Annotated in this window: 17 protein-coding genes and 1 pseudogene; 13 read left to right on the plus strand and 5 right to left on the minus strand. The window is 60.2% G+C overall.

The genetic code is table 11. From position 1 onward, the window contains the following. Positions 1-25 precede the first annotated feature (25 nt). From BC363_RS24620 to BC363_RS35200, 10 genes are all read left to right on the plus strand, one after another. Complete coding sequence (locus tag BC363_RS24620) at positions 26-1,384, plus strand: ISKra4 family transposase (protein ID WP_083223641.1); 1,359 nt, start codon at positions 26-28, stop codon at positions 1,382-1,384. Between the two features lie 279 nt (positions 1,385-1,663). Beyond that, positions 1,664-2,782 (plus strand): sugar ABC transporter substrate-binding protein, encoded by a 1,119-nt coding sequence (locus BC363_RS24625; protein WP_065785599.1) that lies wholly within the window; start codon positions 1,664-1,666, stop codon positions 2,780-2,782. Positions 2,783-2,945: 163 nt separating this feature from the next. Continuing rightward, positions 2,946-4,499 (plus strand): sugar ABC transporter ATP-binding protein, encoded by a 1,554-nt coding sequence (locus BC363_RS24630; RefSeq protein ID WP_065785598.1) that lies wholly within the window; start codon positions 2,946-2,948, stop codon positions 4,497-4,499. Between the two features lie 51 nt (positions 4,500-4,550). Next, entirely contained in the window at positions 4,551-5,477 is a 927-nt protein-coding gene (locus BC363_RS24635) for an ABC transporter permease (protein ID WP_065785597.1), read from the plus strand. Between the two features lie 12 nt (positions 5,478-5,489). Beyond that, on the plus strand, positions 5,490-7,028 hold the full coding sequence (locus BC363_RS24640) for an FGGY-family carbohydrate kinase (protein WP_065785596.1): 1,539 nt from the start codon (positions 5,490-5,492) through the stop codon (positions 7,026-7,028). Then, on the plus strand, positions 7,025-7,804 hold the full coding sequence (locus tag BC363_RS24645; RefSeq protein ID WP_065785595.1) for a DeoR/GlpR family DNA-binding transcription regulator: 780 nt from the start codon (positions 7,025-7,027) through the stop codon (positions 7,802-7,804). Before BC363_RS24640 ends, BC363_RS24645 begins: the two co-directional genes overlap by 4 nt. Before the next feature lie 49 nt (positions 7,805-7,853). Next, positions 7,854-9,530, plus strand: coding sequence for a glycerol-3-phosphate dehydrogenase/oxidase (locus BC363_RS24650; RefSeq protein ID WP_065785619.1), 1,677 nt, complete (start codon positions 7,854-7,856; stop codon positions 9,528-9,530). Positions 9,531-9,541: 11 nt separating this feature from the next. Further along, positions 9,542-10,537 carry a hypothetical protein gene (locus BC363_RS24655; RefSeq protein ID WP_065785594.1) on the plus strand — a complete coding sequence of 332 codons (996 nt, stop codon included), beginning with the start codon at positions 9,542-9,544 and terminating at the stop codon, positions 10,535-10,537. Between the two features lie 277 nt (positions 10,538-10,814). Next, positions 10,815-11,270, plus strand: coding sequence for an ABC transporter transmembrane domain-containing protein (locus BC363_RS35195; protein ID WP_065785593.1), 456 nt, complete (start codon positions 10,815-10,817; stop codon positions 11,268-11,270). Further along, entirely contained in the window at positions 11,267-11,941 is a 675-nt protein-coding gene (locus BC363_RS35200; protein ID WP_065793332.1) for an ABC transporter ATP-binding protein, read from the plus strand. Before BC363_RS35195 ends, BC363_RS35200 begins: the two co-directional genes overlap by 4 nt. A gap of 64 nt (positions 11,942-12,005) precedes the next feature. On the opposite strand, the gene BC363_RS33810 is transcribed toward BC363_RS35200, so the two are convergent. The 4 genes and pseudogenes from BC363_RS33810 to BC363_RS24685 form a co-directional block, all read right to left on the minus strand. Further along, positions 12,006-12,869 (minus strand): TniQ family protein, encoded by an 864-nt coding sequence (locus BC363_RS33810; RefSeq protein WP_083223638.1) that lies wholly within the window; start codon positions 12,867-12,869, stop codon positions 12,006-12,008. Next, positions 12,866-13,747 (minus strand): TniB family NTP-binding protein, encoded by an 882-nt coding sequence (locus BC363_RS24675; protein ID WP_065793333.1) that lies wholly within the window; start codon positions 13,745-13,747, stop codon positions 12,866-12,868. Before BC363_RS24675 ends, BC363_RS33810 begins: the two co-directional genes overlap by 4 nt. 6 nt (positions 13,748-13,753) lie before the next feature. Continuing rightward, entirely contained in the window at positions 13,754-15,370 is a 1,617-nt protein-coding gene (locus tag BC363_RS24680; protein ID WP_065793334.1) for a Mu transposase C-terminal domain-containing protein, read from the minus strand. 156 nt (positions 15,371-15,526) lie between these two features. Further along, positions 15,527-15,754: pseudogene (locus tag BC363_RS24685) on the minus strand (MerR family transcriptional regulator); the annotation flags it as partial. Positions 15,755-15,839: 85 nt separating this feature from the next. On the opposite strand from BC363_RS24685, the gene BC363_RS24690 reads away from it, so the two are divergent. Both BC363_RS24690 and BC363_RS24695 read left to right on the plus strand, forming a co-directional pair. Further along, complete coding sequence (locus BC363_RS24690; RefSeq protein WP_065787075.1) at positions 15,840-16,259, plus strand: mercuric transporter MerT family protein; 420 nt, start codon at positions 15,840-15,842, stop codon at positions 16,257-16,259. A 21-nt stretch (positions 16,260-16,280) separates the two neighbouring features. Continuing rightward, positions 16,281-16,574 (plus strand): cation transporter, encoded by a 294-nt coding sequence (locus tag BC363_RS24695; RefSeq protein WP_065787076.1) that lies wholly within the window; start codon positions 16,281-16,283, stop codon positions 16,572-16,574. Positions 16,575-16,636: 62 nt separating this feature from the next. Here BC363_RS24695 and BC363_RS36250 read toward each other — a convergent pair whose 3' ends face one another. Continuing rightward, positions 16,637-16,765 (minus strand): hypothetical protein, encoded by a 129-nt coding sequence (locus BC363_RS36250; protein WP_280137967.1) that lies wholly within the window; start codon positions 16,763-16,765, stop codon positions 16,637-16,639. Between the two features lie 118 nt (positions 16,766-16,883). Here BC363_RS36250 and BC363_RS35610 point away from each other — a divergent pair, with 118 nt between their 5' ends. Further along, the gene (locus BC363_RS35610) at positions 16,884-17,030 is read left to right on the plus strand and encodes a hypothetical protein (protein ID WP_202618616.1); all 147 of its coding nucleotides are present in this window, start codon (positions 16,884-16,886) and stop codon (positions 17,028-17,030) included. Positions 17,031-17,210: the final 180 nt, after the last annotated feature.

Genomic DNA, 17,210 nt, shown 5'->3' on the forward strand with positions numbered 1-17,210 from the left:
CCTTTTGTCGGAGAAGGGCTGTTCGGTGACCGCGAAGTTGAGGATGAATATCTGGGTGGAACTGGTTGACGCTGATGGTGCACGTCAACGACGGGAAATCATGAGCATCATGCGCAATGCCGACGATGCACAGTTTCAAGATTTCGGCCTCACGCTCGATGAAAGCAAGGGCGTGCAAAGTCGACTGCAGAAGGAACTTACGCAATTTCAGGCAGACCAGGCCGGCCAGATGGACCGGAAATGTTTGGAATGCGGTCGTCTTCGCGGCATCCATGACTACCGATCGCGCACGGTCGACTCGCTCTTCGGCATTTGTCGTGTACGCGTTCCTCGCTTTGGCAGATGTGCATGTGGCGCAACGGCAAGTTCCCGCAAAGGAAGGACGGATGCCTTGTTGATGGGGAGGGCGACACCGCAACTGGAACGTATTCAGGCTGAACTCGGCTCACGGCTGTCATTTCGAGAAGCGGCCCGCATCCTCGACCTTTTCGTTCCAGCAGCGCGACCACACAATCATCGCACCATGAGCAACCGGCTCGCGAAGGTCGCGGATCAGATCGAGAAATGGGACCTGGCAAGCCCGCACCGCATGAGCCGCGCCGGCGCGGCACCGCTTTCCGTATTCATCGATGGTGCCTACATTCGGGCGGTTCCAGGATACCAGGGTCGCCATTTCGAGATCGCAATGGGGCGCATCGTCGCCAAGGGTCGACGACCGCGTCAGTTCGCTGCCTCGCCCCATGTCGTTGCCGGCAAGCACGAAATTGTTCGTGCCGCGCTCCGGGCTCAGGGGTGGATGCCGGGCACCGACGTCACTGTTTTCAGTGACGGAGACGTCGGGCTACGAGGCATCGTCATGAGTGCCACCAGGGGGCCCATCACCCACATTCTCGACTGGTTCCATCTATCGTTGCGGCTTCGTCACATCGAACAGGCATGGGGCGGGATCGAAAACTTCGGGAACTGGAGCCTCTATCTCCGGGAGTCGGCGCTTCATATGCCACGGCTGCGACATCTCCTCTGGAATGGGTACATCAGGGAGGCGACAAAAGCTGTGAGAGCCATGCTTCGTCAATTGGGGGATCACGTGCAGATGTCCGAAGCCAACATCAAGCTGAAGCGCTTCCTCCAACTGGTGAGCAATCTGCATACCTATCTGATCCAGAAGAGGACTTCGATGGTCGACTACGGTCGCCTATATCGCTCGGGTCAACCCATCTCCAGTTCACAAGCCGAATCCGCTGCCAACAGCCTCGTCAACGCCCGTATGAACAAGAAGCGTCAGATGCGTTGGTCTCCGGCCGGTGCTCACAAGATTCTTCAAGTCCGAGCAGCCGTCGCCGACGGTCGCTTGAAACAAGCCGAACTCAATCTCGCCCTGTGACCCCCACCTTTTTCCCGCTCCCAGCGGAACGGGCAAAGCAGTGTGGGCCTGATCGAGGATCTCGAAGGTGTATCTCCCGTCCGACACTAACTGAATAGCTCAGCCGAGCACGTACATGATTCGCGCTGGCGGATGCCCTGAAGCAGGCTTCGCCGGATTTCGCGGTTTCGAGCATGATTCTGATACAAATCGATTTATATATCATCTATTGACGATATAATCACACATCTGTATGTTACATTTGCGTTCGGAGGAAACCGCGCATTTGGAGGAGAATCCATGAAGATGAAGATTGTAATGTCGGGGCTGACGGCCCTGGCAGTTGGCCTTTCCATGTCCGCCGCAGCCCTCGCGAAGGACAATTACCGCGTCGCCGTCATCCGCTGGGAGCCGAATGATATCTATTTCAATGGCGTTCAGCTCGGCCAGGAGATCGAGAAGCAACGCATCGAGAAAAAGGATGGCGTGTCCATCGAATTCAGCGTCTTCGGCGCCAATGACGTGAGCGCACAGCGCAACGCACTTGACGCGCAGATCGCCCGTGGCGTCGATGGTGTCCTTCTCGTGCCGTGGCGCGGCGAGGCGATGATCAAGACCGTCAACGAGTTGCGCGAAAAAGGCATTCCCGTTGTCGTCAGCAACGCTCATGTTCCCAAGGCCAGCGCGACGTTCGTCGCCTTCGACAACCAGGCGGCGGGCCGCAAGGGCGGCGAAGCGATCGTCGGCTGGCTTGACAAGCATCGTGGTGCCGACTGGCGCAAACAGGAAGGCGTCATCGTCGAACTGCGCTGCATCATCACGGCCTCGTTCGATATCGGCCGCAGCGCCGGCTATCATTCCGTCTTTGATCCACTCGTGGCCGAAAACCCGAACATCAAGATCGAGACCCGGGAAGCCGGGTGCGATGGTAGCAAGGCACGCAAAGCGGTTGACGACCTGATATCGCGGTACGGCAAGGAGAAGATTCTGGCTGTTGCCAGCATCGACGGCACCATGGGCATCGGCGGGGCTCTTCCTGCCTTCGCAGCGCAGGGCATGTTGAAGAAAGCAGACGATCCGGCCCACATTCCGGTTGCGACCGTCGACGGAACTGCGCCGGAACTGGCGGCCGTGGAGAAGGGTGATCTCACTCACGTTTCCGTTCAGCCGGCGACCGGCGAGGGAATCATCTCGATGCGACTGCTCTACGAAATGATGAAGAGCGGCAAGCTTCTGGAGAAATCCGATGCGGCGACGACCTACCCGATCGAAGGCGAAGAGATCTGGGCCCCGGTAGAAATCCAGCCGTCGACCGAATTCGAAGGGGATTGGTACAAGACCCAGGCCTATTCGGTGCCGGAGGACGTTCCTGCCAGCGACCCGCGCAACTGGGCGAACCAGATGAAAGCCGCAAATTAGCCCTCCTGCCAATGGACCGGCCGCCTGCCAACGGCAGGCGGCGAGGGCCGTCGTGAGCGGCGGACTACATCTGTAACGGGCAGCGATTGCCCAGTCCGCCGGATCTAGCTTCGGTCATCTCCATGGCCGACATCGAAGTGGGGACGAACGCAGGACAGAGTTCATGACCGACAATGTTTCAACGAGCCAGCAAGGTGACGCACCGTCATACCGCCTTACCGACCTGACAAAGACCTATCCAGGCCTGACGGCGGTTTCCAACGTCAACCTTTCGGTGCGTCGAGGCGAGATCCACGGCATCATCGGGCGTAACGGCGCCGGAAAATCCGTGCTGATGAGCCTGATATCGGGCGCCCAGAAGGCGACCGAAGGCCAGATCGAGATCAACGGCCACTCCGTCGAAATCCATCATTACAATCCGGTTCGGGCGCACCATCTTGGTGTCTCGCTTGTACCGCAGGAACCAAAGTTCGCGCCGCGCCTCTCCGTCGTCGACAACATGTTCATGGGGCGCCCGATGGCAAGAAGCTTCGGCTTCATCCGTCGCGCGGACATGCAGCGTAAAGCGCAGGAAGTCGCGAAGTCGGTCGGCCTCGATATCGACCCAGAAATGATGATGGCGCAATTGCCGATTGAGACGCAGCAGCTGCTGGCGTTCGCTAAGGCGCAGTTCATCGATGAATCGAAAGTCATCCTCCTCGACGAAATCACCGCGTCCTTGTCGCGTGACCGAAAGAACATGCTGCTCGGATTGCTGCGTGAATTGATACAGAAGTATCCCGAGCGCTCCTACACACTGATTTCGCACCATGTCTCCGAGATCATGGAGTTCTGCGACCGGGTGACCGTGATGCGCGATGCCCGTGCCGTCGCCACGCTCGATGTCGACAAAACCACGGGCAAGGAACTGGCCGACTGGATCGTCGGCGATGTGCCGGTTACCGATTTGCAGGGTCTGCAGCGGGCGATCCCGTTCTCCCAGTCGCGCCCCGTCGCCAGCATCCGCAATCTCACGCGCAACGGCGTCTTCGGGGACGTCACCCTAGAGCTCGGTACCGGTGACGTCGTCGGTTTCGCCGGCCTCGACGGCTCCGGCAAGGACGAAGCCGTTGAGGCTCTCTTTGGCCTCGGCACAATCGATCGCGGCGAGTTCAGTATGAACGGCGTCCGTCTCAACCTAGCCTCGCCCGGTGACGCCATGAAGCACGGTATCGCGCTTCTTCCAAAGCACCGGGAGAGGCAGGCGGTGATCCAAGGCCGCTCGATCGCGGAAAACACCCTCATCTCCAGCTATAAGCAGGTCAGCAACGCTCTCGGGCTCATCGACAACCAGCGTGCCTACGCAGCGACGGCTGCAAAGATCGCTGAGTTCAAAGTGAAGGCCGCTGGACCGCAGGTTGGCATGGGCGGCCTATCGGGCGGCAACAAACAGAAAGTTTTGATTGGGCGCCTCACTCTGGCCGCCCCGAAGCTTCTGATCCTCAACGAGCCGACGCGCGGGGTCGATATGGCTGCAAAGCCCGAAATCCTGCGTGCGATCCGCACTGATCTCTCCAAGTCGAGCGCGGTGATCGTGCTCACGGAGAGCGAGGACGAGATGATTACCGTCTGTGACCGCATCTATGTCTTCTTTCGGGGCCGCATCATCACGGTCATCAACCGTGGCGACGAAAACTTCAACGTCAGCGCGCTCTACAAGACCATTCAAGGAGTCTGATCCATGTCCTCCAGTACCGTCCGTATATTTTCACGCCTCATGGAGCGCCATTTGATCTGGATTCTCCTTGCTGTCCTAGTCGCTGTCGGCCTGACGATCCCCGGCTTCGCCTCCGCGCAGAACCTCATGAACGTCATGTGGGCGGCGGCACCATTGGGCTGCATGGTGCTTGGCCTGTTCCTCGTGCTTCTCATCAAGGAGGTCGATCTGTCGCTGGAATCGAGCTTCGCCTTCGCGCCGACGATTGCGATCATGGCGATGCAGACGTGGCTGCCAGCACTGGTCGTGCCAGTCGTGGCCGTGATCCTGACGCCGTTGGTCGGCCTTGCGGTCGGTCTTGCCGCTGGCCTGTTCGCAGTGACGCTACGGGTGAACGCGTTCCTCGTAACGCTCGCCACACTGCTTGTCATGCGCGGTGCTGTCGTCTTCCTCATCCCGGAGGGCGTCTACTACCTGCCGCCAGAATATACGTATCTCGGCGAAGCCCGCTGGTTCGGTATTCCGGTCGCGATTTTCGTCTGGTTGCTGCTCTATTTCGTCGCCTACATCTTTATGGAGCGTCATCGCATCGGCAAGGAAATCTATGCGATCGGCAACAACGAGGAGGCTGCGTTCCTTGCCGGCGTCAAGGTTCAGCGCACGAAGATCCTCTGCTTCGGCATCGCGGGTCTTGCTGCCGCCATCGGCGGTTTGCTCGAAGTCGGCCGCCTGCAGTCGGTCGTTGCCGACCTTGGCGAAGGCGACATCTTGATGGTCTTTGCCGGCACCATCCTCGGCGGAACGAGCCTCAACGGCGGCGTCGGCAGGTTATCGGGCGTCTTCGGCGCGGTCATCGTCATCGCGATCATCGAAAACCTGATGAACCTCACCGGCATCGAACCATCGATCCGCCAGATGGTCTTCGGTTGCGTCCTGCTGCTCGCCATCTACCTCGCCAGCCTGCAGGATCGCTTCGCCCTTCGCGCCAGCAAGATGTGACGGGGAAAGGCGATGACCTGCTTGCTGGGAATTGACAACGGACTGACGGTAACCAAGGCGGTTGTCTTCGATCTCGAGGGCACGCCGCTTGCGGTCGCCCGCCGCCGCGTCGCGCAGTCCCTGCCGCATCCGCGCTGGGTCGAACGCGATCCGCTGGAACTCTGGCGGGCGACGGCGGAGGCGATCCGCGAGGCCGTTCAGCTGTGCGGACGGGCCGCATCGGAGATCAAAGCTGTTGCCGCCACCGCGCATGGTGACGGCCTCTACCTGCTTGACCGGGCCTGCCGGCCGCTCGGTCCCGGTATTCTGTCACTCGATAGCCGCGCTGGCGCGCTTTCGGACGAATGGAACACGAGCGATGTTGCCGGCCGCGCCATCGAACTGACTGGGCAGTTGCCGCATGCGTCCGCGCCATCGGCGATCTTGGCCTGGATCAAGCGCCACCAGCCTGAGCGCTATGCCGCTATCGGTCACGTCTTCGCCTGCAAGGACTGGTTGCGCTTCTGCCTTTCCGGGACCATCGGCACGGACCGCACCGAAGCCAGCACCTCGTTCACCAATGTCATGACACAGGAGTTCGATCGCCAGGCGCTTTCGATCTTCGGGCTGGAGGAACTCTGGCAAGCCTTGCCCGTCGTCTCCGCGTCGGCCTCCATCGTCGGCGGCATCACACGCGAGGCCGCGGAGCTGACTGGGCTCGCCGAAGGCACGCCAGTCGCCTGCGGACTGCATGACGTCACCGCCTCGGCCCTCGGCATCGGTGGGCACCAACCGCAAAGCCTTTCCATCGTTGCTGGTACCTATTCGATCAACGAGATCGTCACCGATCGGCCGTTGCCTGATGCGCGCTGGTACTGCCGCAACGCCATCGACGCCGGGCAGTGGAACAATATGGCGATCTCGCCGGCCTCGACGGCGAACTACGATTGGTTCCTCGACAATTTTTGCCGCGCCGAGCTGGAGCAGGCGGAACGAGAAGGTTGCGGCGTGCACGATCTTCTGCGCCCCGAGTTGGACCGCGCCTTCGAACGACCGTCCGACATCGTGTTCCATCCCTTCCTGTTCGGCTCGCCATTCGGCAGCGGCGCCAGCGCCGGCTTCTTCGGCGTCCACGGCTGGCACGACAGGGGCGACATGCTGAAAGCCGTGCTCGAAGGCATCGTTTTCAACCACAAGACCCACATCGAAGATCTGCGCTCGGCGATGCCTATCCGCGACGTGCGCATCTCCGGGGGCGGTGCACGCAATCCAGCGCTTTCGCAGATGTTCGCCGACGCCATCGGTTTGCCGGTCCTGGTCTCCTCGGCCGACGAGGCCGCCGCCTGGGGTGCTGCGTTGACCGCCGGCGCTGCCATCGGCCTCTACGACACTTCCCAGGAAGGGGCACGCAAAACCACCACAATCCTGCGCCGCCACGAACCTGATCCCGTTCGGGGCGCCGCTCTTGCCGATCGTTTCAATCTCTATAGACAACTTGCAGAGGCAATGACGCCGCACTGGCACGCCATCGAGGAACTGGCCAGGCGGTCTAGAGAAAAGAGGGCAACATGAAGCCGGGCGAACGACGGGAAGAAATCGCGGAATACATCATGCGCGCCGGGCAGGCCCGGATTGAGGATCTTGTCGAGCATTTCGGTGTGTCACGCATGACGATCCACCGCCACATCGATCAGCTTGCCCAGCAGGGTATCCTTCGCAAGCTACACGGCATGGTGACGGTGCAGCCGTCCGGGCTCTATGAAAGCGCCTTTCGCTATCGCGACACTGTCGGAAAAGTGGAAAAGGAAACTCTGGCGAAGGCCGCAATGGCTTATGTCGAGCCCGGGCAGGCGATCATGCTCGATGATTCCAGCACTGCCTCGGCATTGGCCCCGCTTTTGCCGGTGGCTCGTCCGCTGACGGTCATCACCAACAGCTATGTTTCAGCGAGCAAGCTCATCGACATCGACGACGTCGAATTGATCTGCCTCGGCGGCAGGTACCATCGCACCTACAATGCCTATATCGGTATTACCTGCGAGAAGGCGATCGCGAGCCTGCGAGCGAACGTGCTCTTCTGTTCGGCGTCGGCCGTGGATGGCGTGACCGCGTTCATCCAGGACGCGGCTGTGACCAAGGTGAAGCAAGCCATGATGGCCTCTTCAAGCCGCCGCATCCTGCTCCTCGATCATTCCAAGTTCGGCAGGGTCGCTCTGAATGTGCTCGCCGATCTCACCGATTTCGATGTCGTGCTCACGACGGACGGCATCAACGACGACCATCGCCGCCGCCTCCTAGAGGCTGGCGTCAATCTCCAGATCATCAAGGCAACCAAAACACATGACTGACGCAGACGTATCGGCCCGGGTCGTATGGCCCGGCGGCATCGACGACAGGATGAAAGCGATTGCCGCGCGTGAGGAAGTCGACGTGGTGATCCTCGGCGCCGGCGTGAATGGCGCGGGCCTCTTTCGCGATCTGTGCGCGCAGGGCCTTTCGTGCCTTATCGTCGACAAGGCTGATTATGCGTCCGGCACCAGCGCGGCACCCTCCCGCCTCATTCACGGCGGTCTGAAGTATCTCGAGACCGGCGAACTACGCCTGGTCGCTCAGTCGACGCTCGAGCGCAACCTGTTGCTCAAAAATGCACCGCACTACGTCAAGCCGCTGCCGACCCTCATTCCCATCTTTTCCTGGGCGAAGGGTACGATGGCGGCATTGCGTACCCTCTTCGGCGCGAAGGGCGCACCGCGCAGCCGGGGCGCGTTGCTGATTAAGACCGGCCTGATGATGTATGACTTCTACGGGTCTCGTCATCGCGTCATGCCGCGCCACAGCATGGCGGGCAAGGCAAGGTCGCTGCGTGAAATGCCGGCGTTGACCCCAGCGATTGTCGCGACAGGCACCTACTACGACGCCACCATCACTCACCCAGAACGCCTGGTGCTGGAACTCATCCGCGATGGTCTGGCCGACAACCGGCGCTCGGCGGCGATCAACTATGCGCGGCTTGAGCGGCGCAACGGCGGCATGCTGGAAATTTCCAGCATCCTGAACGGCGCCAGGATTGCGGTTCGCCCACGTATTGTCGTCAATGCCGCAGGTCCGTGGATCGATGCGGTCAATGGGGAGCTCGGCGAACCCTCCCGCATGATCGGCGGCACGAAGGGCTCACATATCCTGCTGCGCCACGATGCGCTGCTGAGGGAACTTAAGGGCCGCATGATGTATTTCGAAGCCGATGATGGGCGCATCTGCCTCGTATACGAGTATCTCGGCCGCGCCATGATCGGCTCGACCGACATTAAGGCTGCCGATCCAGACAATGTCCGCTGCGAGGACAGTGAGATCGAGTACCTGCTGGAAAGCATGCGCAGCCTCTTCCCAGGGCTGAAATTCGAACGTGACCAGATCGTTTACACCTATAGCGGCATCCGCCCGCTTCCAGCTTCGGACGCGAAGGATCCCGGGCTAATCAGCCGCGATCATGCTACGCCGATCCTTGAGCCCGCCGGCGACCGGCCGTTCCCGGTGCTTTCGTTGGTCGGCGGCAAGTGGACGACGTTCCGCGGCTTTGCCGAAGAGGTTGCCGATATGGTGCTGGCGCGGTTCGGATCGCAGCGGCAGGTCTCCACCCAGGATCTTGCAATCGGCGGCGGCCGCGGTTTTCCAGCGGATGCAGCGGCGCGCCAGTCCCATATCGCCGAAGTTGCGAAACAGACCGGCCTCGACACCGAGACGGTCGGCCTGCTCTTCAACCGCTATGGGACGACCGCTCGTATCGTCGCACACCACATCGCGGAGCGAAACGCCGCCACGCCGCTACCGGACGCGCCGGACTACACGACGGGCGAGATCGACTACATCGTCAGGATGGAACAGGTCGGGCGTCTTTCCGATGTTGTGCTTCGGCGTACCACGCTGGCGATCACCGGTCGCCTGACGTTGCGGCTGTTGACGGCAACCGCAGCGCTTGCGGCGGAGGCACTCGGCTGGAGCGAAGCGGACATGGCGCGCGAGATCCAGGATGTGCGCGACCAGATGCAGCGCCTGCACGGCGTGGCGGTGATCTAAGGGAGAGTGAAATGGTTTCGACGCGCTACGAGCGGAAGATCGAGCGGATCCGCAATGGCGACTACCGGCCTGGCGATTTCATCCTGGCAGACGCCAAGGATCCGGATCTCGCCGGCGGCATTCTGACGACCGGTCGCCGGCGCGACGCCCAACGGCGCATCATCGGCAACCGATCGCGTGACGAATTTCTCGAGGAGATGGTCAGGCTGGTTGAGCAAGATGTCATCGATATCCTGCTGGCTTCAACTTCAAACATTGAGGTTTTGCAGGATCGGGGCATGTTCAAGGACAGCGCCATCATGCCGGCGTTCCGCGCCAACGACACTTCGGACCTCTGGCTGAACATCCGGGGCGGACAATATCATAAGACACCTTCGGTCCCCTATCGCGGCGCCGATCTTGCAAGGGCGAAAGCCGACCTTTGCCTGTATTCCATGACATTCAACAACGACGCGGAACGCGACGTCGCAACACTCAATGCCTATGCCGCGTTTCGCGTCGATGCGCGCGCGGCGGGCAAAAAGCACTTCCTCGAAATCTTCAATCCCAACACTGACACCGGCTTCTCGGCCGCCGAGATGGGCGCCTTCGTCAACGATTGCACGGTTCGCGCGCTTGCAAGCCTAGTGAAGGAAGAGCGGCCCGAATTCCTGAAGGTGGTCTACAACGGTCCGGGGCCGCTGGAAGAGCTTGCCGGTCACGATAGTTCCGTCGTCGTCGGTGTCATGGGCGGCGGCGGCGGCACGCATCGCGACACATTCGAGATCATCGCCCAGGCAGAGCGCTTCGGCGCACGACTTGCCATCTTTGGTCGCAAGGTTAATCTCGCCGAGCACCAGCCGTCGCTGATCGTCTGGATGCGGGCCGTGGCGGATCGCAATGCCACACCCGCCGAGGCCGTGCGCGGCTATCGGTCCGATCTGGAGAGGCAAGGCATTCAGCCTGACCGTAGCTTCGAGCACGACCTTGCCGTCACCGATGCGGTGCTCGCTGCAGAAGCACGATAGCGAGGGGTTGAAATTGCGCCCCCCAATATAGGCAAGGCAGACCTATCAACGGTAACAAATCCGGGCGATAGTCCGAATCAATCACTCCCAAGGCTCCGCGTAGTCCACCCGGGCGGGAGCACGTGTTCCATTCCCATCGAGACACGCACTGCCGGCGTCGTTGCAGCGGTCGGCTGCGCCGTCTCCAGAACGCAATGAGTGCCGCCCGACGACCAAGCCTGCCGTTCTCGCTCCGATCTCCGAAATCCTCCGTGCTTACTGGAAATCCGACCGCTGGATGCTGCTCCTGGTCGCTGTGGTCGTCTTCTTCTCCAGTGTCGCGAGCGTCGCTGCGCCCTATCTCTTCTCTCGGCTCGTCGACGGGTTGCCGCGGGAGGGCGCGGTTGCCACCCTGGCCTGGGGGTTCGTCGCCTATGGCGTGCTCCTCGGCATCGCCTCGGCGCTGCAGCACATGATGCAGTACCTCTCGTTCATGAGCGCCGAGAATCTCGGCTTTATCAGCAGCACGCGGTTCTTTGAGCGCATCCTGAGGAAGACCAGCGCATTCTTCGTCGAGCACAATCCGGCGGAGATCCAGAACGCGAGCACACGCGGGCGCGGCGCGCTCACAACACTGGTGCAACTGGGACTCATCGTCTTCATCCCCGGCGCGACACAGATCCTTTTGACGCTCATCACCCTCGGCACGCTCATCAATGCCGAGGTGGTTGCGTTCGTTGTGCCGCTGCCGTGACGCTGACGCTGATTTCTACTCGGCGCGCCTGTGTCTTCCTCGACAAGGCGATAGAGGCTGGCCAGGAGAATGCCCGCTTCGTCGGCAATGCGATGAATGCCATGGACACGCTCAGACATTTCGGCAGCCATGGATGGATGAGCCGGCGCTTCACGGCCAAGGCAGAGGAAGTGCGCGACAATTGGCGTGCCTATGTGCTGCAGCGTGTCGGGTACATCGCCGTGCTCGGGCTTGGGCTCACTGTCCAGTTCGCCGTCACCTTCCTCATGTTGCTGCCGCGCTATGAGGCCGGTGCCCTGACCGTCGGCGACATCGTGCTGTTCAACACGCTCCTGCTTCAGCTCAACATGCCCTTTGAGATGATCGCTCACGCCATCGATGACGTGGTGCGCTCGCGCGTGGCACTCGTGCCGCTGGCAACCATGTGGGCCGACCCCGAAGAGCGGCAGATCACCCACTCACCGACATTCGTGCCGACCGAAGGGCGCATCATCGCCGAGGGGGTCGGCTACACCTATGGTAACGGGCGTGGCATAAATGATGTTAGCTTTACGGCCGAACGCGGCGCGATCACTTTCCTTGTGGGCGAGACCGGCTCCGGCAAGTCGACGATCTTCAAGCTGGCACTCAAATCGATCGAGCCGAATCAGGGGCTGTCGTTTGGCACTTAAACGTAAGAATGCGGCCGTTTCTTCTTGGTTGGCATTTAATTTGAGATTGCGTGGGCTGAGAATCTCAAATTAAGTGCAACTGCGAAGACCTCCGGGAATGGCGCCCGCAGTCCACCATCTCTTCTATCGCGTTGCCGAAGCGGGCTTTATTCTCACCCATCATATGGCCACGCAGCATGGAAAGCATCTCCGGCCCAGCTCGCTGGACGATGGCCACACCCGCTAAAAGAGCTGGCCGCAAGTGCAGCTGCAAAATCGGACTTGCTGGCGTCGGAAGTTCCCTAGTTTCCATCTTTAGGACGTCATCGAGATCAGGAATGATGACGCCGAGCACTCTGTAGCTTGACGGTTCGTAGCGATCGGGGAGCGACTTTGGAACGCGCCGCATCAGCAGGAGGCGGGCGATCTCACTTGGCGATAACCAGTTTTGGATACCATGCTCGGCCTCGTCGTTAAGCATCGCTTCTCCTATCAGCGCAGCATGGTGGTAGCCGCTGAAAGGAGAGGGGCGGTCACGCCCGCCAATGGTTTGAAGGCGACCTCCGCAAAGCGGGCAGGTGATCCGCCAGCCGAGAAGTTGGCTTCGAAGAATGATGTGCGACCCGTCGACAATTCGGAGACAGCTGCTGCATGATTGCCGAGGCTTGCCGGCAATCAGTCGCCGTGACGATTGCGGAATATTCGCGAAAGACATGCGGTGGACCGTGGCCGTATCGACCGAGAACATGGAGGCTATGCGGTCGACCTGACCTTCGGTGAGATCTAAATCGGCCGTGCGCAATGACAGCACCTCGGGAAGGCAATGCCGAAGCATGGCCGAGGGAGAGATGGCGTAAAATGCGGCGTGCCGAATGATCCACGACGACAAAAGTTCATCGGTGCAGGGAGGGAACCTTACCGGCAATTGTCGTGCGTATATCCCCGTCATGCGAACGCTGCTTCGGCGTCAAATTCCGGTTCCCAATTTTCAATGGCTTCATCGGTAATGCGCTCTTTTCCGCTTTCGATTGCCTCGATAGCCAGGGAGTTGATCATGTGGAAGATGTTGGCTGTGATGCCCTCGGTGATCTGCAGTATCCGTCGCAGTGATTTTGCGGTTAACACAGATGGGTAACGCAATGGCGTGTTGCGCAGCACCAAGGCGACCAAGATTTCGAACTGCTCGTTTGCAGCCCAGCGGCTCAGCGTGAACTGTTCGAAGCGGCGCGCCAGTTGTACATCGCCACCAATGGCCTCACGCGCGTCATTGACCCCGAAGCAAACGAGCGAGATCTGAAGGCGGTTACTCAGAAAACGCAGCGTATTGAGCACGATGCGTTGCTCGCGATATGTTCCAGCGAGGATGTTATGCACCTCGTCGATCACTAGGACTTGCACGCCTATCGCTTCCATGATGCGCAACGCACTTTGCTCCATCTGTGCGATATCGGCGCGCGGCCGCTGTGGTGCGCCGAGGAGGGTCAGAAGTTCGGCATAGAACCGTCTTTCGCCGGGCCGACTGGTCATCTCCATCGCGAGAACAGGCGTTTTCAGCCTGCCGGTGAGCGAATTGAAGCTTGGCGGATGCTGGTCACGGAAACGCTTCATGATCATTGTTTTGCCCATTCCGCTGTCGCCGTATAGGGCGATGGAAGGCATTCGCGTCCCGCGTGGATGATCTACCAAGAAGTTAAGGCGATCTAGTACCTGCTTGGCACGCGGATAGACGAGCCAGCGACGTGATCTTATCGCGCGGATGCGCTGCTTGTCCGCTTCACCGAGCAGTGCCGCGGCGGTTACAGTCAGGTGGGAGATTCCCGTGTTCATTCCCGCTCACTCCGTGTCCTCATCGAAAGCCACAGGTTTGCTGGAGTCGATCCCCCGAAGCGAGCCCCACCCGCTGTCATCCACCTTCGTTTTTGTGCTGGCAGTGCGGCCTCGTCGTGCGGTCGCTGTCGCCTTCACTGCTGCATCCACCAATTTGCGCTGTTCAATGGCTGTACCAACGATGGTGCGGGTGTTGATCTCTCGTCGCCCTTTCGCCAGCAGCGTACGCCTTGCAGCCAATGCTTCGTGCAGCGTTACCGAGGCCAAGGTGAGATCCGCGTAGCGAGCTTCCACGAAGTTGCCCGAAGGTCGCCGCACGAAGACACGAGACATATCCCTTGGGTCGTATTTGACGAGCAGTCGGCGATTAGCACTCCCGACGTCGGCACTTAGGGCTGCCGACCAATAGCGCAGTCCAAAGAGATGGATCCCGGTTGGCTGCAGTGTGCGCTCCTGCTCGGGCAGGAATGCCAGCCAAAAACGCATGCGGTCGTGCGGCAATCGGAGTGGAATTTCACCCTCGTGCTCGCGCCAGACTGCGATTGGCGGGCGGCCTAGACTGCTGTGAATCGACTGATGGTAGGTGCCGACAATGTCGAGGGCGATGTATCGCTCAAGTTCCCGCAAAGTCAAAGCTGAATGCCGCTTCGAGTCGTATTCGCCAAGCTCCTGCGGATTGCTGAAAGTCGTGCCCGGCAGCAAGTGGAGTTTTCCCATCTGGGTGCCGATCAACCGTTCGATATGGCCGCCGAAGCGCGGTTCACCCGGCGGTCGCCAGTCGATCGCGATTCCGGCATCCTCACACCCCCTCTTGAAAGCACGACTCCTGAAGTCGCTGCCGTTATCGACATGCAATGTCTCTGGGAGTCCGGCGACGGGCCACGCTTCGATGATCTCGCGCTCCCGCAACCAAGGTGATTTGTCAAAGACGGAGTGTAGCAAGCATAAGCTGGTCGACAGCCGGGAAGGGGTTTCCATTGAGAGGTAAAACCCGGTCACCATCCGGCTGCAAACGTCCATCGCAAGAGTTAGCCAAGGCCTCCCGATTGGCAGACGCGTTTCCTCGTCGACGACAAAGATATCTGCTTTGGTATGATCGACTTGGACGATCTGGAGTGGACGCGAGGCAGCGAGCATTCCTGGAACAGCAGTTGTTCGCTTCACGACGTCGGTCTCGCCCCGTCGTTTGGCGCGCTTCTGCAGGTCGATGTCTTCGAGACGAGTTTCAATCGTCCGACGATGTGGCGGCTTGAGCCCGGCCGAGACGCAGCCCGTTTGTACATCCCGAACCAGTTGAGAAATGCTGGGGCGGTTCTTGTTCAGGTAATACCGGTTGATAGTGGTGCGAATGATCTCTTCTCGCTTGTCGTCGAGCACTCGGCTGCCGTCTGGCCGGCCGGGTTTACGCTCCACCAGCGACATTACCGTTCCCCCATTTCGAAATAGCTTGATAAGACGGAATGCGGTTGCCCGACTGACTTCGAGTTCGGCAGCCAGCAGCGCCATATCCCCGGCTGCTACCTTGCCAGATCGACGCATCAGAAATCCTCGGATCGCCTCGGCTCGTCGACACGCCTCATCCCAAAGCGCTTCATCAATCTCGTCGGGCAATGGATCGTTCATGCAGAAACACCGTCTATTTCGTCGACGGGTTGAATCTCACATTACGTGCCAAAATCAAAGGGGCAATCTCAAATTAACTGCCAAGTCTCAAATTAAGTGCCAGGCTATCTTGTTGAAACTATTGTCATCGGGGTCTTGCGGTTAAATGCAAAACGACAGAAGTTCGCGGATTTCATCGAGCGAGAAGCCGAGCTCGCGTGCTCGCAGCACGAAACGGAGCCGCCGTTCATGCGAGGTGTCATAGCTGCGATAGCCGCTCGCCGTGCGCGGCGGCTCCGGCAGCAGGCCGACCTTCTCGTAATAGCGCACGGTCTCCAGATTGCAGCCTGTCCGCCGCGCAAGCTCGGCCCGCTGCAGACGCTTCACCACGGCGTGATCTTCCATCGCAGAATTCCCTCTTGACCCTGTAGTTCCTACAGACTGCACATTACGGTGCGAATAGGATTTCAGCAAGGAAGGCGAGATCGATTTGGATGCATTGCGACCTGGAACGGCGAGTATTACGCCGAGTGCTGAGAATCTAACCGACCGAAGCGAGGCCGGCCGGCAGCGTCTCGTCGCCGCCGGTGGCATCCTGGGTGCTCTCGCCGCCTCGTCGTGCTGTATCGTCCCGCTGATCCTTTTCAGTCTCGGCATCGGCGGCGCCTGGATCGGCAATCTGACGGCGCTCGCCCCTTACAAGCCGCTCTTCGTGACGGGAACGGTCGGCATAATCGGCTATGGCTTCTATCTCGTCCATTGGAAGCCGAGGCGAGCCTGCGCCGACGCCGCCGCTTGCGCCCGCCCGATCCCCAGCCGTCTTGTTCAGGGTGGGCTCTGGTTCGCGACCGTGCTCGTCGCCGCCGCCTTCGCCTTCGACTACGTCGCCCCGTTGCTGCTTTCCGCCTGACCCCAAGAGGAGATCCGCCCAATGAACAAGCTTCTGCGCGCGCTCACACTGACCGGCTCGATCATGGCGGCCTCGGCAGCCTTCGCAGCCGAGCGCACCGTCACCTTCGCGGTCGACAACATGACCTGCGCTTCCTGTCCCTACATCGTGAAGACCTCGATGGCCGCTGTCCCCGGCGTCACGACGGTGGCGATATCCTTCGAAGATAAGCCCGCGACCGTCACCTTCGATGACACCAAGACGAACCCCGACACCATCGCAGCCGCCAGCACCGATGCCGGCTATCCGGCGCACCCCCAGCAGCAGGGCAGTTGAGATGAGTATCTCTCCTACACCAACCGTCATGCCGATCTGCTCTTCGAGCTGATCAGCCGACGCTACGAGGCAAAGAGCACCATCGTCACGACCAATCGCAATTTTGCCGACTGGCACGAGGTCTTTCCCAACGCCGCCTGCGTCGTGTCGATGGTCGATCGTCTCGTCCACAATGCCGAAGTCATTGCCATCGAGGGCCAATCCTACCGGCTCAAAGAGGCTACCGAACGATCGGAACTGCGCACCGAGCAGAGAAGGGCGCAAAGGCCATGACGAAAGCCCCCCGCGAAACCTGGGTTGCCGCTCTCCTTGTCCGTCGAGATCCCGACAACCTGGACACCGGAACAGGCCCTGGCCGTCTTCGAACTGCTGACCGAAATCCGCGACAGGGTCTGGCACCAATACAACGTCCAGATCCAGACCGAGCTCCAAAACCAGCGCCTGCCAAACAAATGATCTGACAGCCCACCGAAAGCACGCTGCCTTATTCCGATTTCTAGGCAGCGAATAATACCAACGAGCAATGACGCCGACTCGTGATGGGATTCCCAAATCAGAGAAATTCTGACTCATTGTGCCAAACGGAGGTTTGGCATGACGAAGGCGATATCGTTGCGGGCAGATTACGACGGAACG

This window comes from Ensifer sp. LC384, from assembly GCF_001695865.1.
In the GTDB taxonomy this organism is placed as follows: domain Bacteria; phylum Pseudomonadota; class Alphaproteobacteria; order Rhizobiales; family Rhizobiaceae; genus Ensifer.

Coding starts and splice junctions, on each gene's coding strand:
- BC363_RS24625 (WP_065785599.1), top strand. CDS start 1,664: ATGAAGATGAAGATTGTAATGTCGGGGCTGACGGCCCTGGCAGTTGGC.
- BC363_RS24630 (WP_065785598.1), top strand. CDS start 2,946: ATGACCGACAATGTTTCAACGAGCCAGCAAGGTGACGCACCGTCATAC.
- BC363_RS24640 (WP_065785596.1), top strand. CDS start 5,490: ATGACCTGCTTGCTGGGAATTGACAACGGACTGACGGTAACCAAGGCG.
- BC363_RS24645 (WP_065785595.1), top strand. CDS start 7,025: ATGAAGCCGGGCGAACGACGGGAAGAAATCGCGGAATACATCATGCGC.
- BC363_RS24650 (WP_065785619.1), top strand. CDS start 7,854: ATGAAAGCGATTGCCGCGCGTGAGGAAGTCGACGTGGTGATCCTCGGC.
- BC363_RS24655 (WP_065785594.1), top strand. CDS start 9,542: ATGGTTTCGACGCGCTACGAGCGGAAGATCGAGCGGATCCGCAATGGC.
- BC363_RS35195 (WP_065785593.1), top strand. CDS start 10,815: ATGCTGCTCCTGGTCGCTGTGGTCGTCTTCTTCTCCAGTGTCGCGAGC.
- BC363_RS33810 (WP_083223638.1), bottom strand. CDS start 12,869: ATGACGGGGATATACGCACGACAATTGCCGGTAAGGTTCCCTCCCTGC.
- BC363_RS24675 (WP_065793333.1), bottom strand. CDS start 13,747: ATGAACACGGGAATCTCCCACCTGACTGTAACCGCCGCGGCACTGCTC.
- BC363_RS24680 (WP_065793334.1), bottom strand. CDS start 15,370: ATGAACGATCCATTGCCCGACGAGATTGATGAAGCGCTTTGGGATGAG.
- BC363_RS24695 (WP_065787076.1), top strand. CDS start 16,281: ATGAACAAGCTTCTGCGCGCGCTCACACTGACCGGCTCGATCATGGCG.
- BC363_RS36250 (WP_280137967.1), bottom strand. CDS start 16,765: ATGGCAATGACTTCGGCATTGTGGACGAGACGATCGACCATCGACACG.